Consider the following 12,498-nt stretch of genomic DNA (forward strand, 5'->3'; position numbering starts at 1 on the left):
GCGCAATGACCAGTTTGCATGCCGATGAGGCGTTTCTCGACCATTACCAGCTGAGCCACGATCCGTTCGCGCCCCGTGTGCCCGGTTTCAAGTTCTTCCCCGCCCAGCGCAAGCCAGTGCTCGGCCAACTGCATCACCTGGCGCGTTACAGCCACCTGATGCTGGTGGTCACAGGTCCGGTGGGCAGCGGCAAGACCCTGCTGCGTCAGGCGCTGGTCGCCAGCACCAACAAGCAGTCGGTGCAGAGCGTGGTGGTCTCGGCCCGCGGTGCCAGTGACGCGGCCAGCGTGCTCGGCCAGGTGGCTCAGGCGCTTGGCGTGGCGCAGCCGGAAGTGCAGGCGATCCTGTCGCAGGTGGTGCAACTGGCCCTGACCGGCCAGGAAGTCTATCTGTTGGTGGACGATGCGGAACAACTCGACGAGTCGGCACTCCAAGCGTTGCTGGAATTGGCGGCAGGCGTTGCCGAAGGGCGCCCGCACGTATTCCTGTTTGGCGAGCCTTCGCTGATTGCTGGGTTGGATCAGCTCAATGGTGAGGGAGATCGTTTCCACATCATCGAGCTTGAACCCTACAGCGAGGAGGAAACCCGCGAATACCTTGAACAACGCCTGGAAGGCGCTGGCCGCGGTATCGAGGTATTCACGGCCGAGCAGATCGCCGATATCCACGAACATGCGGATGGCTGGCCTGGCAACATCAACCAGGTTGCCCGCGACACTTTGATCGAAGCCATGATCGCCACGCGCAGCACGGCGAAGCGACCATCCATGGGGTTCAAGATGCCTAAGAAACACGTACTCGCGCTGTCTGCAGTTGTCGTGGTCGCCGTAGCGGCGGCGGTCCTGATGCCGAAGAAAGGCGCTGACAAGCCTGCTACCGACGCACCCGCAGCGCAGGCTCAACTGCCGCTGGGCGAAGGTCAGGCCAACAGCAGCAACCCGGCTATCGAGTTCTCCGGCTCGCAGCCAACACCACTGCCGCTCAATGGCCAGTCGCAACCGGTCATGCGCGAGCCGCTGGCCCAGGCTGCAGGCATGGGTGACGGTGAAGAAGCCAGCCCAGCCGGCAACACCGCATTGCAGCCTGCCAATCCACCAACCGTGACCACCATTGCCCCGCCTGAAGGCGTGCCGGCAGGCCCTGCCGCGGCTCCTGCGCAGCCAATCGCCAGCGCGCCAGCGCAACCGGTTGCACCTGCGCCGAAGCCTGCTCCGGCTCAGCCAGCGACCCAGCCAGCCAAGCCTGTTGCAGCGGCCAAGCCGGCCCCGGCGCCAACCCAGGTTGCCAGCGCCAAGCCTGCGTCGACTGCCGCTGGCGGCAGCGGCAACAGCGCCTGGTACGGCAGCCAGAAAGCCGGCAACTATGTAGTACAGATTCTCGGCACCAGCTCCGAGGCGTCTGCCCAGTCGTTCGTCAAGGCGCAGGGTGGCGACTATCGCTACTTCAAGAAAACCTTGCAGGGCAAACCGCTTTACGTCGTCACTTACGGCAACTTTGCCAACCGTGATGCAGCAGTTGCTGCAATCAAGAACTTGCCAGCGAAGGTCCAGGCTGGTAAACCTTGGCCACGTACCGTCGGCAGCGTCCAACAAGAGCTGACCACGACCCGCTGATACCTTCCGGGCGGCACCACCCCGCCGCCCAGTTGCTGAGCGACTCCTGACTTTCGTCTAGCCTGCTGCGTGTGATCGCGGCAGGCTTTTCTGTCCCAGACTGCCGGCCACAAGCCTCTAGTTGCAGTTCAGGCTGAAACGCTTCAGACTCCGAACCATGCCGTACCACGGCAAATGTTCAAAAACATTCAAAAATGCGACATAAATTTACAACGATTCGTCGTTTGAATTTGTGGGCTTCCCTGTCGCTGTGCAACAATGGTTTCACGTTGCCCCCCGCAAAAAAGCTGGCATTCGACCGGTGTGGATGGTAAGTGGTTGTACTAAAAAGAGATTTGCCTCCGTCGAGGGGCGAACCTGGTGAGAATGTGTCTATGAAAACAGGTCTGTACCATCCCGAAGAATTCAAGGACAACTGTGGCTTTGGCCTGATCGCCCATATGACGGGCGAGCCAAGTCACCACCTCCTGCAAACGGCCATGCAAGCGCTGACCTGCATGACCCACCGCGGCGGCATCAACGCTGACGGCAAGACCGGTGACGGTTGTGGCTTGCTCATGCAAAAGCCCGATCAGTTCCTGCGTGCCATGGCCAAAGAGCACTTTGCTGCCGAACTGCCCAAGCAGTACGCCGTCGGCATGGTGTTCTTCAACCAGGACCCGATCAAAGCCGAAGCTGCGCGGGCCAACATGGACCGCGAAATCATCGCGGCCGGCCTGCAGCTGATCGGCTGGCGCAAGGTGCCAATCGATACCAGCGTGCTGGGTCGTCTGGCCCTCGAGCGCCTGCCGCAGATCGAACAGGTGTTCATCGGTGGTGAAGGCCTGAGCGATCAGGACATCGCGATCAAGCTGTTCAGTGCCCGTCGCCGTTCGTCCGTGGCCAACGCCCACGACAGCGATCACTACATCTGCAGCTTCTCGCACAAGACCATCATCTACAAAGGCCTGATGATGCCGGCGGACCTCGCCGCATTCTTCCCGGACCTGGGTGACGAGCGCCTGCAGACCGCGATCTGCGTGTTCCACCAGCGCTTCTCGACCAATACCTTGCCGAAATGGCCGTTGGCGCAGCCGTTCCGCTTCCTCGCCCACAACGGCGAGATCAACACCATCACCGGCAACCGCAACTGGGCCATGGCCCGGCGCACCAAGTTCGCCAACGACCTGATCCCCGACCTCGAAGAGCTCGGCCCACTGGTCAACCGGGTCGGCTCCGACTCATCGAGCATGGACAACATGCTGGAGCTGATGGTTACCGGCGGCATCGACCTGTTCCGCGGCGTGCGCATGCTGGTACCGCCAGCCTGGCAGAACGTCGAGACCATGGACGCCGACCTGCGTGCCTTCTACGAATACAACTCCATGCACATGGAGCCGTGGGACGGCCCGGCCGGTATCGTCATGACCGAAGGTCGCCATGCGGTCTGCCTGCTCGACCGCAACGGCCTGCGCCCGGCGCGTTGGGTCACCACCCGCAATGGCTACATCACCATCGCCTCGGAAATCGGCGTATGGGGCTACCAGCCGGAAGACGTGGTTGCCAAAGGCCGCGTGGGCCCTGGGCAGATCTTTGCCGTGGACACCGAAACCGGGCAGATCCTCGATACCGACGCCATCGACAACCGCCTCAAGTCGCGCCATCCGTACAAGCGCTGGTTGCGCCAGCATGCCACGCGCATCCAGGCCACCCTGAGCGACGACCAGGGCGCGGCCAGCTACGACGCTGACCAGCTCAAACAGTTCATGAAGATGTTCCAGGTCACCTTCGAAGAGCGTGACCAGGTGCTGCGTCCGCTCGGCGAACAGGGCCAGGAAGCGGTCGGCTCGATGGGCGATGACACGCCGATGGCCGTGCTGTCGCAGCGCGTGCGTTCGCCGTACGACTTCTTCCGCCAGCAGTTCGCTCAGGTGACCAACCCGCCGATCGACCCGCTGCGCGAAGCGATCGTGATGTCGCTGGAAATCTGCCTCGGCGCCGAGCGCAACATCTTCCAGGAATCGCCTGAGCACGCCTCGCGCGTGATCCTCAGCTCGCCAGTGATCTCCCCGGCCAAGTGGCGTTCGCTGATGAACCTCGAGCGCGAAGGTTTCGAGCGGCAGCTGATCGACCTCAACTACGAAGAAAGCCTGGGTCTGGAAGCGGCCATCCGCAACATCGCCGATCAGGCTGAAGAAGCGGTGCGCAGCGGCAAGACCCAGCTGGTGCTGAGCGACCGCTTCATCGCCCCGGGCAAGCTGCCGGTGCATGCCTCGCTGGCAGTTGGCGCGGTGCATCACCGCCTGACCGAGCAGGGCCTGCGTTGCGACAGCAACATCCTGGTCGAGACCGCAACCGCGCGTGACCCGCATCACTTCGCTGTGCTGCTCGGCTTCGGCGCCTCGGCGGTGTACCCGTACCTGGCCTACGAAGTGCTGGCCGACCTGATCCGCACCGGTGAAGTGCTGGGCGATCTGGATGAAGTGTTCAAGTACTACCGCAAAGGCATCTCCAAAGGCCTGCTCAAGATCCTGTCGAAGATGGGCATCTCGACCATCACTTCGTACCGCGGTGCGCAGTTGTTCGAAGCCATCGGCCTGTCCGACGAAGTGGTCGGCCTGAGCTTCAAGGGCGTACCGAGCCGCATCAAAGGTGCGCGCTTTGTCGACCTCGAAGGCGATCAGAAGCTGCTCGCCGCCGAAGCCTGGAGCGCGCGCAAGCCGATCCAGCAAGGTGGCTTGCTCAAGTTCGTCCACGGTGGCGAATACCATGCCTACAACCCGGATGTGGTCAACACCCTGCAGGCAGCCGTGCAGCAGGGCGACTACGCCAAGTTCAAGGAATACACCGCGCTGGTCGACAAGCGTCCGGTGTCGATGATCCGTGACCTGCTCAAGGTCAAGGTTGCCGAGCAGCCGCTGGCGATCGACCAGGTTGAGCCGCTGGAGGCCATCCTCAAGCGTTTCGACTCGGCCGGCATCTCGCTCGGCGCGCTGTCGCCCGAGGCCCATGAAGCACTGGCCGAAGCGATGAACCGCCTGGGCGCGCGCTCCAACTCCGGTGAGGGCGGCGAAGACCCGGCCCGTTACGGCACGATCAAGAGCTCGAAAATCAAACAGGTGGCCACCGGCCGCTTTGGCGTCACCCCGGAATACCTGGTCAATGCCGAAGTGCTGCAGATCAAGGTCGCGCAGGGCGCCAAACCGGGCGAGGGCGGTCAGCTGCCTGGCGGCAAGGTCAACGGCCTGATCGCCAAGCTGCGCTATGCAGTGCCTGGCGTAACCCTGATCTCGCCACCGCCGCACCATGACATCTACTCGATCGAAGACCTCGCGCAGCTGATCTACGACCTCAAGCAGGTCAATCCGCAAGCGCTGGTTTCGGTCAAGCTGGTAGCAGAAGCCGGTGTCGGGACCATCGCGGCCGGCGTGGCCAAGGCCTATGCCGACCTGATCACCATCTCTGGCTACGACGGCGGCACCGGCGCTTCGCCGCTGACCTCGATCAAGTACGCCGGTGCACCGTGGGAACTGGGCCTGGCGGAAACCCACCAGACCCTGCGCGGCAACGACCTGCGCGGCAAGGTCCGAGTGCAGACCGACGGCGGCCTGAAAACCGGCCTCGACGTGATCAAGGCGGCCATTCTCGGCGCCGAAAGCTTTGGCTTCGGTACCGCGCCAATGATCGCCCTGGGTTGCAAATACCTGCGTATCTGCCACCTGAACAACTGCGCCACCGGTGTAGCCACGCAGAACGAAAAGCTGCGCAAGGACCACTACATCGGCACCGTCGACATGGTGATCAACTTCTTCACCTTCGTTGCCGAAGAAACCCGCGAGTGGTTGGCCAAACTGGGCGTTAGCAGCCTCGGCGAGCTGATCGGTCGCACCGACCTGCTCGAAGTGCTGCCGGGCGACACCGAGCGTCAGCAATATCTGGACCTCAGCCCGCTGCTGGGCAGCTCGCACATCCCGGCCGACAAGCCGCAGTTCTGCGAAGTCGACAAGAACCCGCCGTTCGACAAGGGCGAGCTGGCCGAGAAGATGGTCGAGATGGCCTTGCCAGCGATCCGCGATCAGGCCGGTGGCGAGTTCGACCTCGACATCTGCAACTGCGACCGTTCGATTGGTGCGCGTATCTCTGGTGAAATCGCCAAGCTGTACGGCAACCAGGGCATGGCCGCCAAGCCGATCACCTTCCGCTTCAAGGGCACTGCCGGGCAGAGCTTTGGCGTGTGGAACGCCGGTGGCCTCAACCTGCACCTGCAGGGCGACGCCAACGACTACGTCGGCAAGGGCATGACCGGTGGCAAGGTGACCATCGTGCCGCCTGCTGGCAGCCCGTTCAAAACCCAGGAAAGCGCTATCGTCGGCAACACCTGCCTGTATGGCGCCACCGGCGGCAAGCTGTTCGCTGCCGGTACTGCCGGTGAGCGCTTCGCGGTACGTAACTCGGGCGCCCATGCGGTGGTCGAGGGTACCGGCGATCACTGCTGTGAATACATGACCGGCGGCTTTGTCTGCGTATTGGGCAAGACCGGTTACAACTTCGGCTCTGGCATGACTGGCGGCTTCGCCTACGTGCTCGACATGGACAACAGCTTCTTCGACAAGCTCAACCACGAACTGGTGGAAATCCAGCGCATCAGTGGTGAAGCCATGGAAGCCTACCGCAGCCATCTGGCGCGGGTCCTTGCCGAGTACGTCGAGGAGACTGGCAGCGAGTGGGGGCGTGAGCTCTCGGAAAACCTGGACGACTATGTGCGCCGCTTCTGGCTGGTCAAGCCAAAGGCTGCGACGCTCAAGCAGTTGTTGTCCAGCACCCGTGCCAACCCGCAGTAAAAGCAGCTGCAAGTGGCAAGCCCCAAGCTGCGGCCAAAAGCAGCATGGGGTGTTGCCCGGCTTACGTGATTGTCTTGCGGCGTGCAGCTAACGGCTCGCAGCTGCTGTGAAGAGGTATTGAAAATGGCTGAACGTCTGAACAACGACTTCCAGTTCATCGAAGTTGGGCGCAAAGACCCGAAGAAAAAACTGCTGCGCCAGCGCAAGAAGGAGTTCGTCGAGATCTACGAACCGTTCAAGCCGCAGCAGTCTGTCGATCAGGCGCACCGCTGCCTGGGTTGCGGCAACCCGTATTGCGAGTGGAAGTGCCCGGTACACAACTTCATCCCCAACTGGTTGAAGCTGGTATCCGAAGGCAACATCCTCGCGGCCGCCGAACTGTCGCACCAGACCAACACCCTGCCGGAAGTGTGCGGCAGGGTCTGCCCGCAGGATCGTCTGTGTGAAGGTGCCTGCACCCTCAACGACGGTTTTGGTGCGGTGACCATCGGCTCGGTCGAGAAGTACATCACCGACACCGCCTTCGCCATGGGCTGGCGCCCGGACATGTCCAAGGTCAAACCGACCGGCAAGCGGGTTGCCATCATTGGTGCTGGCCCGGCTGGGCTAGGCTGCGCCGACGTGCTGGTGCGCGCTGGGGTAACCCCGGTGGTGTTCGACCGCAACCCGGAAATCGGCGGTCTGCTGACCTTCGGCATCCCTGAGTTCAAGCTGGAAAAGACCGTGCTGAGCAATCGCCGCGAAGTCTTCACCGGCATGGGGATCGAGTTCCGCCTGAACACCGAAGTGGGCAAGGACATCACCCTCGAGCAGTTGCTGGCCGAGTACGATGCCGTGTTCATGGGCATGGGTACCTACACCTACATGAAGGGCGGCTTCCCCGGTGAAGACCTGCCAGGCGTGCACGATGCGCTGGACTTCCTGATCGCCAACGTCAACCGCAACCTGGGCTTTGAAAAGTCGCCGGAAGACTTCGTCGACATGGCTGGCAAGAAGGTCGTGGTGCTCGGCGGTGGTGACACCGCGATGGACTGCAACCGGACTTCGATCCGCCAGGGCGCCAAGTCGGTCAGCTGCGCCTACCGTCGTGACGAAGCGAACATGCCGGGCTCGCGCAAAGAGGTGAAGAACGCCAAGGAAGAGGGCGTGAAGTTCCTCTACAACCGCCAGCCCATCGCGATTGTCGGTGAAGACAAGGTCGAAGGCGTCAAGGTGGTCGAGACCCGTCTCGGTGAGCCAGACGCCCGTGGCCGCCGCAGCCCTGAGCCGATTCCGGGTTCCGAAGAGATCCTGCCGGCAGATGCGGTGGTGATCGCCTTTGGTTTCCGCCCAAGCCCGGCGCCGTGGTTCGAGCAGTTCGACATCCAGACCGATAGCCAGGGCCGGGTGATTGCTCCGGAGCAGGCGCGCTTCAAGCACCAGACCAGCAACCCGAAAGTGTTTGCTGGCGGGGATATGGTGAGGGGTTCGGATCTGGTGGTGACTGCGATCTTTGAAGGCCGTACTGCGGCTGAGGGGATTCTGGATTATCTCGAGGTCTGACTGATCGCCGGGGCTGCAAAGCAGCCCCATTCCCGCCATCTTGTATACAAAATCGTTTGACCCAAGACACCCAATAGACAAAACGCATGGCCTTGGCCGTGCCTTTTGTGCTGGCGTCTGAGAAAATGCCCGCACTTTTTTTCCGGATGCCGACATGACTGCCCTGAAGAACGACCGTTTCCTGCGTGCACTGCTCAAGCAACCCGTAGACGTCACGCCCGTCTGGATGATGCGCCAGGCCGGCCGTTACCTGCCGGAGTACCGCGCCAGCCGTGCTCAGGCCGGCGACTTCATGAGCCTGTGCAAGAACCCGCAGTTCGCCTGCGAGGTGACCATGCAGCCGCTCGATCGTTACCCACTGGACGCGGCGATCCTGTTCTCGGACATCCTCACCATCCCTGATGCCATGGGCCAGGGCCTGTACTTCGAGACCGGCGAAGGCCCGCGTTTCAAGAAGGTGGTCAGCACCCTCGCCGATATCGAGGCGCTGCCGATCCCTGATCCGCACAAGGACCTTGGCTATGTGATGGATGCGGTCAGCACCATCCGCCGTGAGCTCAATGGGCGCGTGCCGTTGATCGGTTTCTCCGGTAGCCCGTGGACGTTGGCCACCTACATGGTCGAAGGCGGCTCGTCGAAAGACTTCCGCAAGAGCAAGGCCATGCTCTATGACAATCCGCAGGCGATGCACCTGCTGTTGGACAAGCTGGCTCAGTCGGTTACCAGCTACCTCAACGGGCAGATTCAGGCTGGTGCGCAGGCGGTGCAGATCTTCGATACCTGGGGTGGCAACCTGTCGGCGGCGGCGTATCAGGAGTTCTCACTGGCTTACATGCGCAAGATCATCAGCGGGCTGATCCGTGAGCATGATGGGCGCAAGGTGCCGGTCATTGTGTTTACCAAGAATGGTGGCATGTGGCTGGAGAGCATTGCTGATTGTGGCGCTGATGCACTGGGTCTGGACTGGACCTGCGAGATCGGCGATGCCCGCCGCCGTGTCGGCGACAAGGTTGCCCTGCAGGGCAACATGGACCCGACCGTGCTGTACGCCAAGCCTGCGGCGATTCGTCAGGAGGTCGGGCGCATCCTGGCCAGCTATGGCAAAGGCACTGGCCACGTGTTCAACCTTGGCCATGGCATCACGCCTGAGGTTGATCCGGAACATGCGGGTGCGTTCATCAACGCCGTGCATGACCTGTCGGCGCAATACCATCAGTGATCAGTCGCTGAATAAAAACCCGGCCATGTGCCTGACGCTGTTTACCTAAGAATGCCGGGGCCGCAAAGCGGCCCCCATGCAGGCGATGTAGAGCTTAAGTGAACACCATTAGGCCATGTGCCGGGTTTATATTGCGTTAAGCTTAAATTCAGCGATCATCGTTAATCTGGTCCCATCTCAACCGATACAGGACTTGATCACCATGAAAGCTCGCTACCTCGCTCTGATCCTTGCCCCACTGTTCAGCACTGCTGCTCTGGCCACCACCTACACCGGCCCAGGCGCGCAGCCGGTTACCACCGTGGCCGCTGCCAACGATGCGGCTGACGACACTCGTGTGGTCCTGCAGGGCTTCGTTACCAAGAAGCTGGATAACGACGACAAGTTCGAGTTCAAGGACAACACCGGCACCATCAAGGTTGAAATCGACGATGAAGACATGCCTGCAGCTGGCTTCAACGACAAGACCAAGGTCAAGCTGACCGGTGAAGTGGAAAAAAACCTGATGAGCCGTGAAGTGGATGTCGACCTGGTCGAAATCATCAACTGATCGATGACTTCAAAGCGACCGCGTGCAGCCTTTGGCTTCACGCGGTTTTTGGTGCTAGCCGGCTCAGGTGCAGCGCCACCAGCAAGGCCACGGCCAGCAGGCTACCGATGAACAGGCCGATGCCGTTCCAACCGGCCATGTGCCAGAACACCCCGCCCGCGGTACCCGCCACACTCGACCCTGCGTAGTAACTGAACAGATACAGCGAGGACGCCTGGCCCTTGGCTTTCAAGGCGCGCCGGCCGATCCAGCTGCTGGCCACCGAGTGCGCGCCGAAGAAGCCGAAGGTGAACACCAGCATGCCAATGATGATCATCGCCAGCGGGCTGGCCAGGGTCATCAGCATGCCGCCGGCCATCACCACGATGCTTGCCCAGAACACCTTGCGCCGGCCCAGCCGGTCGGCCAGGGCGCCGACCTGGGCGGAGCTGTAGATGCCCGACAGGTAGACAATCGACAGCAGCCCGACCAGTGCCTGGTTCATGTGATAAGGCTCGGCCAACAAGCGGTAGCCGATGTAGTTGAACAGGGTAACGAATGCACCCATCAGCAAAAATGCTTCGAGGAACAGCCAGGGCAGGCCGGCGTCGCGAAAGTGCATGACAAAGCCGTTGAGCAGGCTGCGAGGATTCAGCGTCTGCGGGCGGAAGTTGCGCGACTCGGGCAGTACCTTCCAGAACACCACTGCTGCCACCAGCGCCAGGCCGCCGATGCACAGCATCGCTGTGTGCCAGCTGACGAAGTCGATCAGCACGCCACTGATCAGCCGCCCGCACATGCCGCCAATGGCGTTGCCGCCGATGTACAAGCCCATCGCCAGGCCAATGTGCTGTGGGTGGATCTCTTCGCTCAGGTAGGTCATCGCCACCGCCGCCAGCCCGCTCAGCGACAGGCCGACCAGCGCGCGGGTCGCCAGCACCAGCTCCCAACTTGGCATCACCGCGCTGGCCAGGGTCGACAGGGCGGCGCAGACCAAGGCGAATACCATCACCGGCTTGCGGCCGATGCGGTCGGAGATCGGCCCGGTAATCAGCAGGCCGATGGCAAGCATGGCGGTGGCTACCGACAGCACCAGGCTGCTCTGCGCAGCGTTGATGGCAAATTCCTGCGACAGCAGCGGCATCATCGGCTGTACGCAGTAGAGCAGGGCAAAGGTGGCAAAGCCGCCGCTGAATAGCGCCAGCACAGTTTTCATGAACGCCGGGCTGCCTTTTTCGATCCAGATATCCGGCAGCGGGGCGGCTTCGATCACGTGGGGCATTGCAGCAGTTTTCACGACGGATCCCTCAAAAGCGCTGGCCGATGTTGCTGATTGGAAAAAATCATATAGCTGGCTAATGATTAGATCCAATATATTGTTCGACCTGTTTAAGACGTTTAACGACTCGTTCGGAGCAGCTATGGAATTGCGTCATCTGCGTTACTTCATTGCCGTGGCCGAGGAGCTGCACTTCGGCCGGGCTGCACAGCAACTAGGCATCTCCCAGCCGCCGCTGAGCCAGCAGATTCAGGCGCTGGAGCATGAGTTGGGGGCGCGTTTGTTCGAGCGCACCAATCGTCGGGTCGAGCTGAGCGAGGCCGGGCGCTTGTTCCTCGAGGAGGCGCGGCAGGTGCTGGCACAGGTCGATAAAGCTGCCGACGTCGCCCGCCGTGCGCAGTTGGGTGAGCTCGGCGAGATGAAGATCGGCTTCACTTCATCAGCGCCCTTCACCTCGAAGATCCCCAAGGCGATCCATGCGTTCCGTCAGCGCTACCCGGCGGTGCACCTGAGTTTGAAGGAGATGAGCAGCCGTGATGTTGCGGCGGCGGTGTTCGATGAATCGATCGAAGTTGGCCTGATGCGGCCGATGCCGTTGCCCGACGGCCTGCAGGTCACCGAGCTTTTCCGTGAGCCGCTGGTGGCAGTGCTGAATGCTTCGCACCCATTGGTTGCCGCCAGTGAACAAGGGTTACACATGGCTGATCTGGCCCGTGAACCGTTCGTGTTCTTCCCGCGCAGTTACGGCAGTGGTTTGCATGCACAGTTGCTGGCGCTGGCCCGCCAGGCAGGCTTCAGCCCGCATTTTGCCCAGGAGGTTGGCGAGGCGATGACGATTATCGGCCTGGTTTCGGCAGGTCTCGGCGTCTCGGTGCTGCCAGCCTCGTACCAGCGCATGCGCATCGATGGCGTGGTCTATCGAACGGTGCTGGATGAAGGGGCGGATACCGCCGTGTGGCTGGTCCAGCGCCAGGCTGGCAGCTCGGTGATGGCCAAGGCGTTTGCCGACCTGCTGATCGGCAACGCCTGATGGCGGCGGTTTAGTCGACGCGAGCCAGGTCGCCTTTCAGTGCGACGCCTGCGATCACGGCGCCGGCGTGGCACTCGTAGGTGCTGGCATCTTTGCGCTCGTTCTTCTTGTAGTAGCTGGCGATGTTGGTCACTGCGTTGGCATTGGCCCGGCGCGCAGCGTCCTGCAGGGTCAGCAGGGCCGACTGCAAGGCCCACTCACAGGCACCCTGGTCGGTCTTGTTGAAGGCATTGGTCTTCTTGTTGGTGACCGCGCCGGGCTGGATCACGCTGACCTTGCCGCGCGGCTGTACACCGGCCAAATAGAACTTCACCGAACCGTCGAGTTTCTTTTCGGCGAGCATTTGCTGGACGACCTTGTCGAAGGGCAGGTACAGCGCGGTATCGCGTGCCTGGCTGATGCCGGGCAGGGCGCAGAGCAGCAGGGCGGTGGTGGCAGTCCAGGTCTTCAGGCGCATCGGATCGTT

8 protein-coding genes are annotated in these 12,498 nt (G+C 61.9%); 6 read left to right on the forward strand and 2 right to left on the reverse strand.

Annotated features, from left to right (window positions below):
* Nucleotides 1-5 precede the first annotated feature (5 nt).
* From IDM28_RS00590 to IDM28_RS00610, 5 genes are all read left to right on the forward strand, one after another.
* Nucleotides 6-1,613, forward strand: coding sequence for an AAA family ATPase (locus tag IDM28_RS00590; RefSeq protein ID WP_181088359.1), 1,608 nt, complete (start codon nucleotides 6-8; stop codon nucleotides 1,611-1,613).
* 374 nt (nucleotides 1,614-1,987) lie between these two features.
* Nucleotides 1,988-6,433, forward strand: coding sequence for a glutamate synthase large subunit (gene gltB, locus IDM28_RS00595; RefSeq protein WP_101315521.1), 4,446 nt, complete (start codon nucleotides 1,988-1,990; stop codon nucleotides 6,431-6,433).
* 123 nt (nucleotides 6,434-6,556) lie between these two features.
* On the forward strand, nucleotides 6,557-7,975 hold the full coding sequence (locus tag IDM28_RS00600; RefSeq protein ID WP_101315523.1) for an FAD-dependent oxidoreductase: 1,419 nt from the start codon (nucleotides 6,557-6,559) through the stop codon (nucleotides 7,973-7,975).
* A 154-nt stretch (nucleotides 7,976-8,129) separates the two neighbouring features.
* The gene (gene hemE, locus IDM28_RS00605; protein WP_101315525.1) at nucleotides 8,130-9,194 is read left to right on the forward strand and encodes a uroporphyrinogen decarboxylase; all 1,065 of its coding nucleotides are present in this window, start codon (nucleotides 8,130-8,132) and stop codon (nucleotides 9,192-9,194) included.
* 202 nt (nucleotides 9,195-9,396) lie between these two features.
* On the forward strand, nucleotides 9,397-9,744 hold the full coding sequence (locus IDM28_RS00610) for a YgiW/YdeI family stress tolerance OB fold protein (RefSeq protein WP_101315527.1): 348 nt from the start codon (nucleotides 9,397-9,399) through the stop codon (nucleotides 9,742-9,744).
* Between the two features lie 37 nt (nucleotides 9,745-9,781).
* Here IDM28_RS00610 and IDM28_RS00615 read toward each other — a convergent pair whose 3' ends face one another.
* Nucleotides 9,782-11,005: an MFS transporter gene (locus tag IDM28_RS00615; RefSeq protein WP_223175832.1), complete on the reverse strand. Its 1,224-nt coding sequence runs from the start codon at nucleotides 11,003-11,005 to the stop codon at nucleotides 9,782-9,784.
* A 139-nt stretch (nucleotides 11,006-11,144) separates the two neighbouring features.
* Between IDM28_RS00615 and IDM28_RS00620 the strand changes: the two genes are divergently transcribed.
* Entirely contained in the window at nucleotides 11,145-12,032 is an 888-nt protein-coding gene (locus tag IDM28_RS00620) for a LysR family transcriptional regulator (protein ID WP_101315531.1), read from the forward strand.
* Between the two features lie 10 nt (nucleotides 12,033-12,042).
* Here IDM28_RS00620 and IDM28_RS00625 read toward each other — a convergent pair whose 3' ends face one another.
* Nucleotides 12,043-12,489, reverse strand: a complete 447-nt coding sequence (locus IDM28_RS00625; RefSeq protein ID WP_101315533.1) for an excinuclease — start codon at nucleotides 12,487-12,489, stop codon at nucleotides 12,043-12,045.
* Nucleotides 12,490-12,498: the final 9 nt, after the last annotated feature.

Origin of the sequence: Pseudomonas sp. EZ-C24 (genome assembly GCF_014525325.1) — a bacterium.
GTDB classification, from domain to species: Bacteria; Pseudomonadota; Gammaproteobacteria; order Pseudomonadales; family Pseudomonadaceae; genus Aquipseudomonas; species Aquipseudomonas shirazensis.